Below are 19,027 nucleotides of genomic sequence, written 5' to 3' on the forward strand. Positions count from 1 at the left end.
ACTCAAAGTCTTCCCGTTGTCGATTTGCAAGCGAACCACTCCTCATCCCACGGATCCGGCGCCGGCTCTTGCTGGGCTTGCGCCACTGCGGCCTGCACCTCATCGGTAAATTCGGTCTTCCAGCGCTCGATCTCGTCCGCGCCGGCGTAGCCGCCCTCGGTCATCTGCGCCGTCGCGACCTCCAGGCAATCGCGGCCCAGATTGCCGGCCCGCAGCGTGTTCGGCACATAGCTGCCATCGTCATGCTCGCCATGGCCGCTCAAGCGCAGCAGGCGGGCCACCACCATTTGCGGCCCCGCACCCTCCCGCGCCAGTGTCACAGCCCGGCCGATCACCTTTGAGCAGGCCAGCATGTCGGTGCCATCCACGGAGTGCCCGGCCACGCCGTAGCCCTTGGCACGGTCCAGCAAGTCCTCGCAGGCGTACTGCCGGTCCGTCGGCGTTGAATAGGCGAACTGGTTGTTCGCTACGATCACCACCATCGGCAGATTCTCGATCGCCACCATGTTCAGGCCCTCGTGAAAAGATCCGGTGGAGGTCGCGCCGTCGCCGACACAGGTCGCGCCGACGACACCCGCCATCTCCCCTTTCAAGCGCCGCGCCACCAGCATCCCCGCGACCACCGAGACTGTAGTCCCCAGGTGGGAGATCATCGCTGGCAGCCCCTCGAGCGGTCGGCCCCGGTGAATATTCCCGTCCCTCCCCTTCATCGGCCCCAGCACGGAGCCTAGGTAAGTGCGGGTGCAATCGAGCATTGATTCCCCGAAGGCGGTGCGCCCGGCTTGGTCGCGGATCAGCGGGGCGAAAATGTCACGGCCTCTCACCAGCGAGGCTCCCAGCGAGGCGCTCACCGCCTCCTGGCCCTTGCCGAGATACACGCCGCCGACGATTTTGCCCGCCTTGTAGAGGCTGGAGAGTTTACTCTCAAGGAGTCGCGCCTTGAGCATCGCCCTAAAGACGTCGCGCAAGTAGTCGCGATCCAATCCAGCGGCGGTCCTGACAGCTTCCTCGGTTTCCGGCACGGGCGGAAGGGTAAACAAGCAGGCCGAAGGGCGTCCACCGCTTTCCGGCGGCGAAAGTAGCAGAATGCGACCTGTCCGGTTTTCTCCCTACACAGTGGGTTTCCCTCCGCGGCCAGCAAAATGCCGATTTCCGGGGGCGACAATGTGACAACTTTGGTACACGTTCCACCCGTCAAACCCGCCCGACACCCCCGGTCAGTCCCCGGCGGCCTTGTTCTCAACCCAAGCCCCTGCATGAAGCCTGCCTGCTCCGCGTCGCGGAGATTGCCCCTGCTTGTCCTCGCGACAGGCCTCTTTCTGCCCGCGCTCAGCCCCGCTGCGACCCCTAAAGCGTGGTTCAGGGCAGACTCATTGACCGGCACCGAGGGCACCGCCATCCCGCAGTGGAGCGATTCCAGCCGCCACGGCAATCTCGCCCAGGCAAGCACCGCCCCCACCCTCACTCTCAATGCCTTGAGCGGCCTCCCCATGGTCCGCTTTAGCGGTGGCCAGTCGATGGTCTTTCCCCGCCCGGTCGAATCCGACTTCACCATCATGGTGCTCTTCCGCAGCAATGGCGGCGGGATCGGCACGGGCCTCGAGTTCTACGCAGGGGCTGGCATCGTCAGTGGCGAGGCCCCCGGTGTGGTCAGTGATTTCGGCACCTGCCTGCGCAGCAATGGGCGCATCTCGGCGGGCTCGGGCGCCCCGGACATCCACCTCAGTTCCGGAACGGGCGGCATTTATAACAACAACTCCGCCAACATCATGACCTTCGTCCGCGAACGGACGACAGGCCAGATTCGGCTCTATATGAACCGCCAGCTCCGGGATACCGATACCGGCGGCACGCAGTCCCTGAGCATTCCCTCCCAGCTTTGCATCGGTGCCCAGCCCGGCCCTTACAACTTCCTCGTCGGCGATATCGCCGAAATCATCGTTTCGGATGGCGCCCTTAGCACCAGCGACCAGCTCGTCCAAGAAGACGCCCTGCGCGGCAAATACGGCATGACCAGCGGCACCGTGCCGATGATTCCCGGCAGCGTCGCCGCCAATGGCACCCGCGTCTCCTGGCAAGAGTCGATCGGCGCCCGGAGCTACCAAGTCTATCGCGCGAGCTCGCTCAACGGCTCTTACACCCTGCTGGCCTCCAATCTCACCGGCAGCAGCTACACCGATCCCTCCCCGCTGCCCGGCATTGCGAACTTCTACAAGGTCGTCGCCGTGAATGGCATCGGCTTGAGCGCCATGTCCACTGCGGCACAGGGGATCTCGCCAGTGCTTCCGGCCAATGGCCCGGTGGTGATCAACGAGATTCACTACAATGGAGTAAGCAACGCCGTGCACAGCGACTTCGTGGAGCTGTATAACTTCAGCGCCAGCCCCGCGGACCTCGCCGGCTGGTCGCTCAGCGGTGGCATCGACTTCACCTTCCTGCCCGGCACCGTGATTCCCGCAGGCGGCTATCTGGTCGTGGCGGAAGACCCCGCGACCATCCAGACCCTCTGGGGCGTCAGCGCGCTCGGCCCCTACGAAAAGTCGCTCAGCTCCGATGGCGAAACCATCCGCCTGCGAAATGACGCGGACACGATCATCGCGGAAGTCAGCTACAAGTCCGGCTTCCCTTGGCCCTGCGCCGCAAATGGCCAGGGTGCCTCCGCGGAACTGGTGAATCCCTTGTTGGATGCGGCCAAGGGCAGTTCTTGGCGACCCTCGGCGATCCCCACCTTCGGCCAAACCGGCGAAATTGCCTCCCCCGGCGCGCAGAACTACCAGCTCTCGCTCAATCCCGCGCCTAACATCGAGCAGGTCGCCCACTCGCCACAGCTGCCGACCTCAAGCAACCCGATCACCGTGACCGCCCGACCCTCGGATGCCAACGGCCTGTCCTCGGTCCAGCTCGCCTATCAGATCGTCACTCCGGGCAATCACATCCCCGCTTACCTGCCGCTGCCGATCGTCAATCACCAGATTGATACCAGCCAGCCGCTTCCCGCGAATCCAGCCTTCGAAAACGCCGCGAACTGGACCACTGTCGCCATGAACGACAGCGGCAGCAGTGGCGATGCCGTGGCAGGCGATGGCATCTACAGTGCGGTGATCCCGGCCCAAGCCAACCGCAGCCTGGTGCGCTACCGCGTGACCGCCACCGACAGTGTTGGCGCCTCCACCCGCGCCCCTTTCGCCGACGACGAGTCGAAGAACTTCGCCTGCTTCGTTTACAATGGCGTGCCCAGCTATCAGGGCGTGGCAGCCTCCACGCTGGTCAAGCTGCCGACCTACCACTTCCTCGCCCGCAAGGCCGACTACGACCAGTGCGTGGCCTACAACTCCAACGACCAGCTCGCCGGCAACACCCCCGCCTGGACCTTCGAAAACTGGGAAGCCACGATCGTTTTCGACGGCGTGGTCTACGACCACATCAAGTTCCGCCTTCACGGCGGCAACGGCCGCTACAACTTCAGCGGCAAGCGCGCATTCCGCTTCTTCTTCAACAAGGGCTACGATTTCCAGAACCGCGACGAATTCGGCAACCTGAGCCCCACCAAGTGGAATAGCCTCACCACTGAAAACGGCTGGGAGAATCGCGGCACCCTGAACTACTCCCTGAACGAGCGGATGAACTTCCACCTCTGGGAGAAGATCGGCATCCCCTCGCCGCGCAGCAACTGGGGCCACTTCCGCACCATCATGACCGCCTCCGAACAGCCGGACGCTTATCACGGTGACTTCTGGGGCCTGATCTTCATCCACGAGGACTACGACAGCCGCTTCCTCGACTCCCATGGGATGGAGAAGGGTAATCTCTACAAACTCACTCGCGACTCCACCGACGGAGCCTCGCAACAGCGCTATCAGGCACCGGATGCGGTCTCCGATAGCTCCGATCACTACAACATCTACGCCAATCTCACGACCGGTAAGGACGACGCTTTCATCCGCCGCTATGTGAATGTCGAAAAGTGGTCCCGCTACCACGCGCTCTGCCAAGCGGTACGCCACTACGACTACTGGCCGGAGGGCGACAACAACGGGACCTACTACTTCGAGCCCGATTTCACCGACCAGACGGATAACCTCGGCAAGCTCTGGATCCTGCCCAATGACGTCGATGCCACCTGGGGACCGACGTGGAATGAAGGCAGGGACCGCGTCTATTCCGCGGTTTTCGACTCGCCCGCAAATCCCGGCCTCTACCCAGATTACTTCAACGCGGTGCGCGAAGTCCGCGACCTGCTCTGGCAGCCCGACCAGATCGATCCCCTGCTCGGCGAATTCTCCTCAGCGATCTCACCCTTCATCGCTGCCGACTCCATCCGCTGGAAGAACGCCCCCGCCGATGCCGGCAACTACAACGGTCTCGGTGGCGCCGGCATGACCTCGCTGGCAGCCCTCGTGCAGGACATGAAGAACTTCGCCTGGAACGGCGGCTCTTGGCCCGACCAGCCCGTCGGGGCCGGTGGCCGTGCCGCCTTCCTCGATAACCTCCAGCTCGGCGTCTCTAACAGCGAAGGCTCGACCATGCCTTCGACGCCCACCCTCAGCTACCAAGGCCCGGCAGGCTATCCGATCACCGGCCTCACTTTCCGCTCCAGCGACTTCAACGATCCGCAGGGCGCAGCGCAATTCGCGGCCATGCAGTGGCGCATCGCGGAAGTCACCGACCCCAGCTCCCCGGCTTACAACGCCCAGGACAAGGTGAAGCTCGAGTGGACCGCCGCCTACGACTCCGGCCCGCTGGCCACCTTCGCCTCCGACTTCAAGTTCTCCGGCGGCATTTGCTCCACCGGTCACGCCTACCGCGTGCGCGTCCGCCACAAGGACATCACCGGCCGCTGGAGTCACTGGTCCGCACCGCTACAATTCGTCGCCGGTGCAAATCCCGATGACCGCCCGGTGGTTATCAGCGAGCTGCTCTACAAGCCAAGCAACCCGACCCAAGCCGAGATCAACGCCGGCTTCGCCGACCAAGAGATGTTCGAATATCTCGAACTCCGCAATGTCGGCAGCCAGACCATATCCTTGGATCGCGCTTACTTCGACAAGGGCATCACCTACACCTTCCCCGATGGCACTTCCCTCGCTCCGGGAGCCTCCGGCTTGCTGGTACCGAATCCCGCCGCCTTCGCCTTCCGCTACGGTCCGGGCCGCCCGATCATCGGCACTTACACCGGCAACCTTAGCAACTCCGGCGAACGCATCCTGCTGCTTTCCGAGAACCAGGTGCCGCTGATCGACTTCACCTACGACGACGCCGCGCCATGGCCGACCGAAGCTGATAGCTCCGGCTACAGCCTCGTGCTGCTGAATTCCGAAACCCGGCCGGGCCCCGCCTTGGCCACGAATTGGCGCGCCAGCAGCCGCCCCGGCGGCGCACCCGGGGCGATTGATTCCTTCACCTACGAGTCCTGGGCTCAGATCTACGACGTCACCGGCAATGCCGCCAATGACGATGACCACGACGGCCTCTCGAACGGTATCGAATACGCCCTCGTCACTGACCCCTTGGCCTTCACGCCACCCATCCAAGGCGAGATCCAGACCTTGGTCGTCGAAAACGTCTCTGCCCCCTACCTGACCATCAGCTTCAAGCGTCGAGTCGATGCCCAGGATCTCAACTATCACATCCAGTATTCCAGCGACTGCCAGCTCTGGGACGAGAACGCCGTGAAGGTTAGCGAGACTGAGCACTTCGACGGCACCATCACTGAAACCTGGCGCTCGCCGGTGCCTGCTGCGGCAGCACAGGCCTTCCTGCGAGTGAAGACGACGCCCTGAAGCCGGCCACGCCGTCTTGCCACCTGCTCGGCAACGCGATGCAATCTCCCCAGCATCATGTCCAAGCCCAACAGCTTCCCCCTGATCCGCGCCAAGGTCCTCCGCCTCGTCGCGCTGATCCCCAAGGGCAAGTTCACCACCTACGGCTCGATCGCGCGGCACATGAACGTGAACCCGCGCCATGTCGCGAAGTCCCTCAGCGGCCTGAGCCCGGAAGAAAGCAAGAAGCTCCCTTGGCACCGCGTCGTCGCCGCGGAGGGACGCATCAGTAAATCGATGGCCCCGGAGCACGCCGAGCGCCAGCGCAAGCTGCTGGAAAAAGAGAAGATGAAGGTCGATCCCCGCGGCCTCATCCTCGATCAAGACACCCACTTCCACGCCGTCGGCCTGCGCCGCGAGATCCGCTGGGACCAAGAGTGAGGAGAGCGACTTCGAAAGCCGCAAGAATTGCCACCCCTTTCGCCCTTCCGCACCCCGCATGCGCCATTCCGCATTGCCCGCGGCGTCCGAGGCCTTCATAACCCCGCCGCATTTCTCCCTAGTCACCGCATCCACATTCTCAATCGCATCCGATGAAACCGACACTTCTCGTTCTCGCCGCAGGCATGGGCTCCCGCTACGGCGGCCTCAAGCAGATGGATCCCATGGGCCCAAATGGCGAGACGGTCCTGGACTACTCCGTCTTCGACGCGATCCGCGCCGGCTTCGGCAAAGTCGTCTTCATCATCCGCGAGGACTTCGCAGATGCCTTCAAGAACAGCGTCGGAGCCCGCTTCGCCGGCAAGATCGAGGTCGATTACGCCTTCCAGAAGCTCGATGACCTGCCGCAAGGTTTCTCCGTGCCGGAAGGCCGCACCAAGCCTTGGGGCACTGCCCACGCCATCCGCGCCGCCCGCAATGTGGTCGCGGAGCCCTTCGCCGTCATCAATGCCGATGACTTCTATGGTGCCGATGCCTACCAATCCATCGCCCGCTGGTTCGCCTCCGACCGCGGTGCCGCTGGCAAGGACCACTACTCGATGGTCGGCTACCCCCTGCGCAACACTCTCTCCGAGCACGGTTCGGTGAACCGCGGCATCTGCCAGACCGACGCCGCCGGCCTGCTCACCGACGTCGAGGAAGTCGTCGACATCGCCCGCGAGGCGGATGGCCTGGTCTTCGGCACCGCCCTCGACGGTTCACGCCGCGAAATCGCCGATGTCTGCCCCGTTTCGATGAACTTCTGGGGCTTCACCCCGGAATTCTTCACCCAGATCGAGGAGCACTTCACCGCCTTCCTTACCGCCAAGGGCAGCGAGCAGAAGTCCGAGTGCTACATCCCCACCGTCGTCGACGACCTGATTCGGCACGACAAGGCTGACTGCCGCGTTCTCGACACCACCTCCTCCTGGTTCGGCGTCACCTACCCCGACGACAAGCCGCACGTCGTCGCCTCAATCGCCAAGCTGATCGAGTCGGGCGACTACCCCACCCCGCTGGCCTGAGCCAATTCACAGAGATTTCCCCCAAAGGGGGCCAGCGACCGCTGGCCCCCTTTTTTGTGCCTCGCTGTCCCGCTTTCCGCTCCTTCCCTGCGACACCTAGCATCCCCTTCCGTTCAAAAATGCCGAATTTGGCCAACTTAGGAGATTACTAATCGCAACTCGATACGCATTAACCATGGTTTTCCAAGGAAACAGACATTCAAGTTATCCTAACCATCACGCCTAACAGCGCTGATTTTCAATCAATCGCAGAGAAAAAACCATCCTTGTTAGCCGACTGTCCGATTTCGGAAATCATATGGAAACCGATCTCGTCAGAGGTGAAAAAAAGTCTTGCCAGTTAAACCATCCACCTCCTTACTCCGCCCCGTTCCGCGAGGAACAGCCCGAGCAACCGGAGCCCCCACAAAGGCTGCAAGGGATCACATCGACTTTCAGCAAGGAGTTCACCCCCCGTTCCTGAAGAGAGTCTTCGAAGACACCGGCAGCCACCGCAGTTCCCCCCAGCACAGTTTGCCGACTTTCCCCCCGAAGTTTGTGTCCAGGGTGTGTCAGCCGCCCGGCGGGTCATCATCTCCCCGATCCGCCGGGCGGACTGCTGTACAGACCTGGCACCCGGGGGGCACGCTTCACGCGCATTGGCGGGCGCTTCCCTTGTCAGCCCACCCTTACTGGGCTAAGTGCGGCGGCGCATGGTAAGATTCACGCTTTTCGGGGTCCCAGTAGAGATCCAGCCTTGGTTCTGGCTGTCAGCAGCCATGCTGGGCGGACTCAACCAAGCGAACACGCCGGAAGGCCTGAAGCTGCTGCTCATCTCCGTCGTCGCGACCACTATCTCGATTCTGGTCCATGAATTCGGCCATGCCCTCGTCGGGCGACGCCTCGGCGGTGGCCACGCCAGCATTACCCTCTGGGCCTTCGGCGGCTTGGCTTACAACCAAGGCGGCCGCTTCACCAAATCGGGCCACTTCTGGAGGATCGCCGCCGGCCCCGGTGCAGGCTTCGCCTTCTTCATCCTGATTTGCCTGCTGCTGTCGCTGGCCTTCAGTCCGCGGGACGGCTGGGCCTTGCCGGCGAACCTCCTCTTCAGTGGCGGATTCAAGGTCTCCCCCCAGGCGGCTGAATTCTTCTTGGGCCGCTACCCGATCCTGCATCTGCTCTACAGCCTCCTCTGGATCAATTTCTGGTGGGGCATGGTGAACCTCTTGCCCGTCATCCCCTTGGATGGCGGCCGAATCGCCGAACTCTTCATCCGCCCACAGAAGCGCGTCCATCAAGTCGCCATCGTCGCGGCGGGAGGAATGGCCATCTACGCCGCCGTCGGGATGCAGAGCATCTACACCACCCTGCTCTTCGGCTACCTCGCCTACCGGAACTACCAATCGCTGAAGGAATACCACTGGCAGTAAGCCAGCGCAGCCTCACTTCACGAAAATCAGGCGCATCGCCGCCAGCAGTGAGAAGCCGATCACCATCCACTCGAAGGCCCGCTGCGAGACCCGCACGATCAGCCACTTCCCGACCAAGATCCCGACGAAGATCCCCGGCAGGCACTTCACATTATCCATCAGCGTCACCGGTGTGATCAGGTTCAGGCTACCGCTCAGGGGTAGCTTAATGATGTTCACCAGCAGGAAGAAGCGCGCACCGATCCCCAGCAGCTCCATCTTCGGCAAGCGCCGCGAGAGGAGATAGAGTTGGATCACCGGTCCCGCCGCATTCGCCAGCATCGTGGTAATCCCTCCCGCCGCACCCGCCGCGGTGCCAAAGGAGCGTGACGCTGCCATCCGGTCGAAGAAGGCAGGCTTCCACGCCTTCAGCGCCTGGAGCGCCACCATCGCCAGGATGCAGCCGCCGATTGCGGGCCTAGCAGCCGCGGGATGATCCTTCATCACCGTCAGCAGCCACCAGCCGATCCCCAAACCAACGATCGTCGCCGGCAGGAGCTTCCACACCGGCTTCCACGAGCCATGCTTCACAAAGCTGCGGTAAACCGCGATGTCCGCCACGATCAACAAGGGCAGCACGATCCCCGTCGAAGGAACCGCCCCGTAGAGATCCGCCATCAGGAGCACCGAGATCAGCGAGATCCCGCTAAAGCCCGCCTTTGACATCCCGATGCAAAACGCCGCCGTCAGCGCCATCGCATATTCGGCAGGAGTATCGAGCACGCCCCAGCCCTAATGCCCAACCGCAGCACTGGCAAGCAGCCGGAACGGCAGCTCCTTTCAAGGCCCCACCACCTCCACCTTGGCGAACCTCACCGGCTCACCCGGAGGGCGCGGCTGATCGATTCTCACCCGTTCCCACTGGGCATCGAGATCGGCCACCGTGACCGTTCCAATCATCGGGCCGAAGCCTGCGGCGGAGGGACTGGAGGAAACCTTCGGCAGGTAGCTCAGACCACTGCCCTTGCGCCGCAGATACTCCAACCGGAATGTATCTTGGCCACCGCTGCCCACGATAAGCTTGGCCACCGGCAAGCCTGCGCTGCCACCGCCGGCATCAAGGTTGCGGACATCGGGTGCCGCACCATTCAGGCGGAAGGCATACTTGAGCAAGTTCGCCACGCCATCACCCTTAGGACTCGCAGAAAGGTCGGCCGCGGGTCCTGTTAGACCATTCGCATTCGTCCAGGCGGCGTAGAGACTCGCCGCGGTGTCGACTCCAGCCGACAGGTTCAAGTCGAAGCTAGCCTCGTCGGCATCATCGCTGGCAATCGCTAGCGATGCCGAATAGCTGCCCACCGCCGGACCGCTGAAGCGCAGCACCAGGATGCCTTGTCCACCCGGAGCGATGCTGCCCTGCATCGCGGAACTATCGATGCTGAACCGCGCCGCATCAGTTCCCGTGAACGAACAACCGCTCCACGCCAGTGGCCCGCTGCCGGTATTCCGGATCGTCAGCGCGCGCGAAGTCGTCGCACCCGGCACAGCCATCGCGAAACCGAGCGCTCCGCCGTCCTGCAATTCCGGTGCTCCGGCCACCTCCACCACGATCTCCGGATCCGAGACAGGAATCACAAAGCCATAAGCTGCACCTGACCAAGTGGCGCCATTCCCGCTCTGCACGGCATAGACACCTGCACCGCTGCCCGATTCCCGCTCGGCACCCACAAGCACCGTCGTAGCAGAAATCGCCACCGCACCACCGAACCAATCCCCCGCTTCGCTGTTAGACGCTTTCAGATAGGCATCCTGCTGCCACTGCCCGGCGCTCCGGGAGAACAGGTAAGCAGCCCCGGCTCCTTCCGCACTGTCATTCGCGCTGTTGCCGTCCACACCGCTGGCATTGCTATCTTCGCCATAGGCACCCGCCACCAGCCGGTCGCCGTCTAGCGCCACGGCATCGCCGAAATCATCTCCAGCACCGCTGTTGGATGCCTTCAGGTAAGCCTGCAGCGGCCAAGCGTTGCCACTGCGGGTGAAGACATAGACGGCTCCGGACTCCGGAGCATCGCTCGCTTCCCCCGGAGCCCCGCAGACAAAGCTCTCCCCTGAGACTGAAACCGCAAAGCCGAAGCGCATGCCGGACGCTGCATTCGGCGCGATGATCCGTGTCGCATGGCTCCACTGGCCTCCGCTGCGCTGGAAAACATGCACCGCACCGCTGCCATCCGCGGCAAAGGGCGCGCCGACCACCACCACATCACCGGAGATCCCGACAGCGCTCCCGAACTCCGCATTCGCCGCCGTATCGGAAGCCTTGAGGTAGGCCTCCTGGGTCCAGGTGCTGCCGTTGCGCACGAAGACGTAGGCGGCTCCAGAGTGGCTTGCCGAAGTATCGCTGGCATTGCCATTCACACCGCTGGCCGCGCTGCTCTCGCGATTCGCACCCACCACCACGGTCCCGCCGGAAATCGCCACCGACATGCCGAAGAGATCCCAAGCGTGCGGCTCTGCCACCTTCAGATAAGCCTGCTGGCTCCACGTGCCTGCCGTGCGGGTAAAGATGTAGGCCGCGCCGGAAGAGGTGGCATTGTTGGCATTCTGGTTGCCATTCACTCCGGCGGCAGAGCTGTCCTCCTGCATCGCTCCGACGACGATGGTGTCTCCAGCGATGGCGACTGCGCAGCCGAAGCCGTCGCGGGCATCGCTGTTAGATGCCTTCAAATACGCCTGCTGGACCCAGACACCGTCCTGCCGGGCGAAGACGTAAGCCGCCCCGGAATCGAGGGCGTTGTCGTTCGATGCATCACCGTTGACACCCCGTGTGCCCGAATCTTCGGCAGGCGCACCAATCACCGCGGTATCACCGGAAATCGCCACCACGGATCCCAAGCTATCCAAGGCACTCCGGTTGAGCGCCTTCAGGTAAACCTGCTGGCTGGGTGCCGCAGCCTTGCACAGGCAAGGACACAGCACGGCTAACATGGCGCGGGCGACGAGGCTCATGTCGGGCGGGAGGCGGGGGAACCGGCCGAGAGCCGGCGAGATCGGGGGGCGCGGCAATCGGGAGAAATTGCCTAAGACCAACGAGTTCAGCACTTCCGATGCCGGAGCGCTAGGAACGTTTCCGCCTCATTTCCGGAAAAAGCCCTGCCCACGGATGGCAGCCCATGTAGGGCAGTGGAGCACCTCCTTGTCCGGCAAAGGCTCACAGCTTACCTCCGTTGCCACACCCGCGGATGGGTGATTGATTGGCTTCGTCCTGCATGCCCCTCCTCGATTCCCACAACCACCTCCAGCGTTTCGCGGATCCCACCCGGATCATCGCGGAGATGCGGGCAGCGGGCATCAGCGGCTGCGTGGTGAATGGCACCTCCGAGAAGGACTGGGAGCAGGTCGCCGCCCTCGCGACGGATTTCCCCGACTTCGTACAGCCCGCCTTCGGGCTCCATCCCTGGTGGGCCCACCGCCGCACGGAGCATTGGCAAGAATCGTTGTCAGTCCTGCTCAAGCGCTTTCCCCAAGCAGCAGTCGGCGAGTGCGGACTGGATGGCTGGGTGGAGGAGCCTACCTTGGAAATCCAGCGGGAGGTCTTCCTGCCGCAGATCGCACTGGCCCGCGAACACAACCGACCGCTCATCATCCATGCCCTCAAGGCATGGGAACCCTTGTTCGCGGCCTTCGAGGAAGAGGCTCCGCCCGCACGCTTCCTCCTCCACTCCTATGGCGGCTCTGCGGAGCTGGTGAAGCGCCTTGCACCGATGGGCGCTTGGTTCTCCTTCTCCGGCTACTTCCTGCATCCCAAGAAGTCCAAGGTGCTGGAAGCCTTCAAGGCGGTACCACGCAACCGGCTTCTGTTAGAGACCGACGCGCCCGACATGCTGCCGCCGGGAGAGTTCATCTCCCATCCTTTGCCGGAAGAAGAGAACCACCCCGCCAACCTCGCCCGTATCGCGGCCGGACTCGCCGCAGCACTCGGTATGGCGTCAGACGAACTGCTGCAAACGACCGCAGCAAATCACCGGCGCTTCTACGACATCGACTGAGCCGCACAGGCCTCGATGACTTCGCGTTCTCCCCTCCACCCCAAGCGGCCGATCACTTCCACGACAGTATCCCACTCCGGGAATACGATCCCTTCCCCGGCTACCTGCTCGTTATCCACAGGAAACTCCGCGGCGGGCAGCACCGTCTGGGAAAGATGGAAGCAGGCCCAAGCCCGCCATGCGCGGATCTCCTTCCGCTCACCGCTCACTCGCGTGGCGAGGTGCTGGAAGTGGCGGACGGGATTGCCGACGAAGTATCCCTCCGGGCGGTGACGGAGAAACCACACCAGCACCGCATAAGGCGGCGGATGAATCTGGAGAACTTCCTCAGCGCCGCTCAGGTCGGACATGAAGGCTTTATTGAGCTGGAGGATCGCCTGGGCCGGTTTGCCTTCGCGCCAAAGCGATTGTGCGTAGCGAAAGGTCGCGGCATAAAAATCCGGACCTTTCCGGACCGAAAGGGCCCGGGTGACGGCCCGGTCCAAGCCCTCATGCACTTCCGGCAAGAGCGGGCAGGGCGGGAAAATGAAGGTCGCATGAAGCGGCGACTTCATTTCCTCTTGTGATTGCGCCATGGTCTTGAGTCAGGCGTTTGGCCGGAGACCCGCAAGCGGGAATTCGGACCGTTTGAAAGTTTGCTGCCGTTCCGGGCGTTCCGGCTTCACAAGGCGGAACATACAGCTATCGTCACGAAACCCGTTTGAAAATGCGCCAAATTTCAAAATCCCTTCCCGCTGCGGCGGGTGCCTTTGCGGCCTCGCTGCTTCTTGCCGCTTGCGACAAGCCGGAGGCACGGGTCGCGGCGTCGACCACGGATGCGGGCAGCGAGGCCGAGGCCAAGTCGGCCGCCAATCCGGCACCGGTGCCAGTGGCTCTGCGCCTGCCCGAAACGGTTTCCTTCAACGAGCACATCCAGCCGATCCTCTCCGAGAATTGCTACCACTGCCACGGGCCAGACAGCGGCACCCGCGAACCGAAAAAGGCGCCGCTGCGGCTCGACCGCGAGGCGGATGCCTTCGCGCTGCGCGAGGACGGCAAGCCGGTGATCGTGAAGGGCAAGCCGGAAGAGTCGCAGCTGGTGAAGCTGATTCACGAAAAGGATCCGGAGAAGATCATGCCGCCGCCAGCCTCCCACAAGACGCTGGATGCCGGACAGGTCGCGCTGCTTGAGAAGTGGATCGCCCAAGGCGCGCGCTATGAGGCGCACTGGTCCTTCATGCCGGTGACGCGTCCGGAGCTGCCGGAGGCAGGGAAGGATTGGTCGGAGCACCCGATCGATCGCTTCATCGCAGCCAAGCTCCAGGAGAATGGCCTGAAACCGAATCCCCCGGAGGATCCCGCCCGCTTCTACCGCCGTCTGCACTTCGATCTCACCGGTCTGCCGCCTTCTCCGGAAGAGGTGGCAGCCTTCCAGAAGGCCGCCGCGAGCAACATGGACCAAGCAGTCGCGGCAGAGGCCGACCGCCTGCTGGCGACCACCGCGAGCTCCGAGCACCTCGCCCGCTACTGGCTGGATGCCGCGCGCTATGCGGACACCCACGGCATCCACATCGACAACTACCGTGCGATCTGGCCTTACCGCGATTGGGTGGTGCGCGCCTTCCAGGCAAACATGCCTTGGGATCAATTCACCGTTGAACAGATCGCCGGTGACATGCTCCCGGACCGCACGCTCGATCAGCAGGTGGCCACCGGCTTCAGCCGTTGTCTGGCGACCACCGGTGAGGGCGGCGCGATCTCGGAGGAATACGACGCGATCTACGCCAAGGACCGGGTGGATACCCTCTCCGCGGTGTGGCTGGGACTGACCACCGGATGTGCCGCTTGCCACGACCACAAGTTCGATCCGATTTCGACCAAGGAATTCTATTCGCTCACCGCCTTCTTCCGTAACACGCCGATGTCGGCGCTGGACGGCAACAACGCGGAGCACCCGCCGAATGTATTCGTGCCGCTGCAAGATGACCGCGAGCGCTGGGCCGCGGTGGCGGGTGAGATCGACGGCACCGAAAAGCAGATCGCGGCGCGCAAGGAATCGGCCCGAAGTGACTTCGATGCCTGGCTGGCTAAGGCGGCGATCGAGCCCGCGAAGGAAGCCGACTCCACGCTGGTGCTGCACCTGCCGCTCACGGAAGCGGAAGGACCGCTGCGCGGGACGGTAGATGGCGAGTCGCGTGAATGGCCGGCCAACCTGTCACGTGTGGATGCCCCGCTGGGCAAGGCCGCACAGGTCAGCGACGCAGTAGTGGAACTCGGCGATCTGGCCAGCTTCAAGCGCACCGACAAGGTGAGCTACGGCGGCTTCGTGCAGATCACGGGCAAGCCGACCGGTGCCATCGTGGCGCGGATGAATCCCGCTGAGAGCTTCCGCGGTTGGGACCTCTACCTACAGGGTGGTGTACCCGCAGCCCACGTGATCGACAAGTGGGATAGCTCCGCCAGCAAGTTCACCGGCACCGAGCCGCTGAAGCCCGGCACCTGGCATCACGTGATGGCAACCTTTGATGGCAGCAAGGGCGGCGATCAGGTGCTGGAGCTCTACGTGGACGGCAAGAAGATCAAGGGCTCGATCTCGCCGAACACGGTGGGACCGGAGATCGAAACCAAGGTGCTGCTGCGCCTGGGATCGCGCGATGGCAACGACTCCAAGCTCAACGACAAGGTGGCACTGCAGGACTTCCGCTTCTACCGCCGTGTGCTTTCGGCGCAGGAGGTCGCCAAGCTCGCACAGGACAGTATCGTGCAAGGCATCATCGCTACTCCGGTGGAGCAGCGGACCAAGGAGCAGACGGATAGCGTCTATCAGTATTTCCTCGCGACGGTGGATGGGCCTTCGCACGAGCTGGCGGACAAGCTCGCCGCGCTGAAGTCCGAGCAGGCGATGATCAAGGGCCGTGGCTCGGTCTCGCTGGTGATGGAGGAGAAGAAGAGCGAAGCCTTCGCACACGTGCTGACCCGCGGGGTGTATTCCGACAAGGGCGAGAAGGTCGCACCTACGACTCCCGCCGTACTTCCGCCGATGGCACCGGACTCGCCGAAGAACCGCCTGGGCTTGGCGAAGTGGCTGGTCGATCCGGCCAATCCCCTGCCCGCGCGGGTGACGATGAACCGCACCTGGTACTATTTCTTCGGCACCGGGATCGTGGAGACCAACGAAGACTTCGGGATCATGGGCGCGCGCCCGAGCCATCCCAAGCTACTGGATTGGCTGGCATCGGAGTTCGTGGACTCCAAGTGGGACTACCGCCACATGCTGAAATTAATCGTGACCTCGCAGGCCTACCGCCAGTCTTCGATCATCTCGCCGCAGAAACTGGAGAAGGACCCGGGCAACCGCCTGGTCTCACGCGGCCCGCGCTATCGCCTGGATGCGGAGGAACTGCGCGACATGGCGCTCGACGTTGGTGGCTTGCTCTCGCCCAAGATCGGCGGTCCGCCAGTGAAGCCCTACCAACCGGAGGGCATCTGGGAAGCGGTGGCGATGAAGGAATCGAACACCCGCAACTACAAACAGGATAGCGGCGAGGCGCTCTACCGGCGCTCGATCTACACCTTCTGGAAGCGCACCGCGCCGCACCCGGCGATGGAGATCCTGAATGCGCCGACGCGCGAAGTCTTCTGCGTGCGCCGCGACCGGACGAACACGCCGCTCCAGGCCTTCGTCACCTTGAACGACCCGCAATTTGTGGAGGCCTCGCGCGAGCTGGCCGAGCACGCGATCGCCGCATCCCCGGATACCGCCGCGCGGCTCGATTTCATCACCGAGCGCCTGATCTCGAGGAAGCTGGCCGCAGACGAACGCAAGCTGGCCATGGAGACCCTGAATGCGGCGCTGGCAGCCTACAAGGCGGATGCCAAGGAGGCACAGGCGATGATTACCAATGGTGAGACCAAACCGGATCCGAAGCTGGATGCGGTGGAACTCGCGGCATGGACGCTGGTGAGCAGCCAGCTCCTGAACCTGGACGAGACTTTGAACAAGTAAGAGCCGTCACCGGCCATCGAGCGATGAATTCTCTCCACGACTACAACTCCGCACTCACCCGCCGGCAGTTCTTCCGCAAGAACGGCACTGGCCTGGGAGTGGCCGCCTTGTCCTCGCTGCTGGGCAGCGGCAAGGCCTTCCCCGCAGTGATGGAGACCATGCTCCCGCACATCGCGCCGAAGGCGAAGCGGGCGATCTACATCTCGCTGATCGGGGCACCCTCGCAGCTCGACCTCTTCGACTACAAGCCGGACCTGCAGAAGCGCTTCAAGGAAGACCTGAAGGATTGGCTGGCGAAGGAAGGACAGCGGCTCACGGGCATGACCTCCGGGCAGAAGGCCTTCCCGCTGGCTCCGACGATCTTCAAGTTCTCCCAGCACGGGCAAGGTGGTGCATGGATCAGCGAGCTGCTGCCGTGGACCGCGAAGATGGCCGACGACATCTGCATCATCAAATCGATGCACACGGAGGCGATCAACCACGAGCCGGCCAACCAGCTCGTGTACACCGGCAACATGCAGTCGGGAAAGGCCTCGCTGGGCTCGTGGCTGTCCTACGGCCTGGGCAGCATGAACGAGGACCTGCCGACCTTCGTGGTGCTACACGCCCAACATTCTTCTCCGTATTCGAACGTGCAGGCGATCTCCGCGCGCCTGTGGGGCTCCGGCTACCTGCCGGGCAAGCACGCCGGCGTGGCGCTGCGCCCGAAGGGCGATCCGGTGCTCTACCTGCAAGATGCGCCCGGCATCTCCCGCGAACTGCGCCGCAAGATGCTCGACGGCCTGAACGCGATGAACCAGCGCTCTTACGAGGCGGTGGGCGATCCGGAGATCCAGACTCGGATCCAGCAGTATGAGATGGCCTTCCGGATGCAGACCTCGGTCCCGGAACTTGCCGACATGTCGAAGGAGCCGGATCACATTTACGAGCTCTACGGCAAGGATAGCAGGACTCGCGGCACCTTCGCGAGCTCCGCGCTGATGGCGCGGCGTCTCTTGGAGCGCGGCACCCGCTTCGTGCAGATCTTCCACCGCGGTTGGGACCAGCACGGCGACCTGCCGCGCGACCTGCGTTCGCAGTGCATGGATGTGGACCAAGGAGCCTTCGCCCTGATCCAGGACCTCAAACAGCGCGGCATGCTGGAGGATACGCTGGTGGTTTTCGGCGGCGAGTTCGGGCGGACGATCTACTGCCAGGGCGCCTTGAACGAGACCAACTACGGCCGTGACCACCACCCGCGCTGTTTCTCGCTCTGGCTGGCCGGCGGCGGAATCAAGGGCGGGCAGGTCTACGGGGAGACGGATGAGATGAGCTATAACATCGTGCAGAATCCGGTGCATATCCGGGATCTGCATGCGACCATCTTGAACCGTCTCGGCCTCGACCACGAGAAGCTCAGCTTTAAGTTCCAAGGCTTGGACCAGCGACTGACGGGCGTGGAGCCGGCGAAAGTGGTGAAAGACATCCTCGCCTGAACCGCCGCTTGGGCTGGCCTCTCCAGAGGGCAAATGTTCATACAAATTAGCCCAAAAACTGCACATTTGCTTCCTTGGCGGAAAGTTTCCGGGCAAGCAGGGGCCGCGCGATGCAGTTTTCGATCAATAGCAAGGATCCAGCCCCGCTCCATAGCCAGGTGGAGGTCTTGCTGCGCAAGCTGATCGCGGCCCCCAAGTATCAGCAAGGCAAGCTCCTGCCACCGGAAGCACAAATGGCAGCGGAGCTGGGGATCAGTCGCAATACCGTGCGTGCCGCGATCTCGCGACTGGTGCAAGAAGGGCTGCTGGAGCGCAAGGCCGGGGTAGGCACACGGGTGCTCAAGCACGCGGTTGCCACCAAGCTGGCTGACTGGGCGAGCTTCACCGGAGAGATGCTGCAGAAAGGCATCCGGGTGCAGACCTTCTCGCTGGAAGTCGCCATGATCCCGGCCGACGACGAAGTCTTCCTAAGCTTGGGAATCGAGCGCCACAAGAAGGGTGAACGCCTGCTCAGAATGGCGCGGGTGCGGGGCTATGACGACATTCCCGCGGTCTATTCGGTCTCTTGGTTTCACCCGCGGACGGGGCTGGCGGTGGATGATGATTTCTCAACCCCGCTCTACGAATTGATCCGCCGGAAGAGTGCACTGGTGGCGCAGATCTCGCGGGAAGAAATCCGTGCCGGGCTAGCGGACACGACCCTGGCCACACGACTGGATTGCAAGGCCGGCCTGCCCATCTTGGAGCGACGGCGGGTGGCGGAGGACGGCGGCAGCCGGCAGTTGGAGTTCAATCTGAACTACTATCGCAGCGACCGCTTCACCTACTCGATCACCATCGAGAGGAACCACGCTTAGAGAAAGCGGAAG

12 protein-coding genes are annotated in these 19,027 nt (G+C 63.2%); 8 read left to right on the forward strand and 4 right to left on the reverse strand.

The features are described from left to right. Positions 1–2 precede the first annotated feature (2 nt). On the reverse strand, positions 3–1,022 hold the full coding sequence (locus tag BV071_RS09430) for a thiamine pyrophosphate-dependent enzyme (protein ID WP_265594263.1): 1,020 nt from the start codon (positions 1,020–1,022) through the stop codon (positions 3–5). Between the two features lie 234 nt (positions 1,023–1,256). Here BV071_RS09430 and BV071_RS09435 point away from each other — a divergent pair, with 234 nt between their 5' ends. The 4 genes from BV071_RS09435 to BV071_RS09450 all read left to right on the forward strand — a co-directional run bounded on the left by BV071_RS09435 (position 1,257) and on the right by BV071_RS09450 (position 8,673). Next, positions 1,257–5,780 (forward strand): lamin tail domain-containing protein, encoded by a 4,524-nt coding sequence (locus BV071_RS09435; RefSeq protein WP_265594264.1) that lies wholly within the window; start codon positions 1,257–1,259, stop codon positions 5,778–5,780. 57 nt (positions 5,781–5,837) lie between these two features. Beyond that, positions 5,838–6,200, forward strand: a complete 363-nt coding sequence (locus tag BV071_RS09440) for an MGMT family protein (RefSeq protein ID WP_035605509.1) — start codon at positions 5,838–5,840, stop codon at positions 6,198–6,200. A gap of 152 nt (positions 6,201–6,352) precedes the next feature. Continuing rightward, the gene (locus BV071_RS09445; RefSeq protein WP_035605512.1) at positions 6,353–7,264 is read left to right on the forward strand and encodes a sugar phosphate nucleotidyltransferase; all 912 of its coding nucleotides are present in this window, start codon (positions 6,353–6,355) and stop codon (positions 7,262–7,264) included. A 692-nt stretch (positions 7,265–7,956) separates the two neighbouring features. Further along, complete coding sequence (locus BV071_RS09450; RefSeq protein ID WP_265594265.1) at positions 7,957–8,673, forward strand: site-2 protease family protein; 717 nt, start codon at positions 7,957–7,959, stop codon at positions 8,671–8,673. A 12-nt stretch (positions 8,674–8,685) separates the two neighbouring features. Here the strand turns inward: BV071_RS09450 and BV071_RS09455 are convergent, their stop codons facing one another. Together BV071_RS09455 and BV071_RS32760 are read right to left on the reverse strand one after the other, a co-directional pair. Next, positions 8,686–9,435: a sulfite exporter TauE/SafE family protein gene (locus BV071_RS09455; protein ID WP_035605518.1), complete on the reverse strand. Its 750-nt coding sequence runs from the start codon at positions 9,433–9,435 to the stop codon at positions 8,686–8,688. Positions 9,436–9,492: 57 nt separating this feature from the next. Beyond that, positions 9,493–11,658, reverse strand: a complete 2,166-nt coding sequence (locus BV071_RS32760) for a choice-of-anchor D domain-containing protein (RefSeq protein WP_052573106.1) — start codon at positions 11,656–11,658, stop codon at positions 9,493–9,495. A 260-nt stretch (positions 11,659–11,918) separates the two neighbouring features. Between BV071_RS32760 and BV071_RS09465 the strand changes: the two genes are divergently transcribed. Then, on the forward strand, positions 11,919–12,698 hold the full coding sequence (locus BV071_RS09465) for a TatD family hydrolase (protein ID WP_035605521.1): 780 nt from the start codon (positions 11,919–11,921) through the stop codon (positions 12,696–12,698). On the opposite strand, the gene BV071_RS32765 is transcribed toward BV071_RS09465, so the two are convergent. Next, on the reverse strand, positions 12,683–13,252 hold the full coding sequence (locus BV071_RS32765; RefSeq protein ID WP_265594266.1) for a hypothetical protein: 570 nt from the start codon (positions 13,250–13,252) through the stop codon (positions 12,683–12,685). The two genes, BV071_RS09465 and BV071_RS32765, sit on opposite strands and share 16 nt — an antisense overlap. 152 nt (positions 13,253–13,404) lie before the next feature. On the opposite strand from BV071_RS32765, the gene BV071_RS09475 reads away from it, so the two are divergent. The 3 genes from BV071_RS09475 (at position 13,405) to BV071_RS09485 (ending at position 19,015) form a co-directional block, all read left to right on the forward strand. Continuing rightward, positions 13,405–16,683 carry a DUF1553 domain-containing protein gene (locus tag BV071_RS09475; protein WP_052573108.1) on the forward strand — a complete coding sequence of 1,093 codons (3,279 nt, stop codon included), beginning with the start codon at positions 13,405–13,407 and terminating at the stop codon, positions 16,681–16,683. Positions 16,684–16,706: 23 nt separating this feature from the next. Next, positions 16,707–18,158, forward strand: coding sequence for a DUF1501 domain-containing protein (locus tag BV071_RS09480; protein ID WP_035605524.1), 1,452 nt, complete (start codon positions 16,707–16,709; stop codon positions 18,156–18,158). A gap of 110 nt (positions 18,159–18,268) precedes the next feature. Then, positions 18,269–19,015 carry a GntR family transcriptional regulator gene (locus BV071_RS09485; protein ID WP_035605527.1) on the forward strand — a complete coding sequence of 249 codons (747 nt, stop codon included), beginning with the start codon at positions 18,269–18,271 and terminating at the stop codon, positions 19,013–19,015. The last annotated feature ends 12 nt before the right edge of the window (positions 19,016–19,027 follow it).

The sequence above is a fragment of the Haloferula sp. BvORR071 genome, assembly GCF_000739615.1.
GTDB lineage: Bacteria > Verrucomicrobiota > Verrucomicrobiia > Verrucomicrobiales > Akkermansiaceae > Haloferula.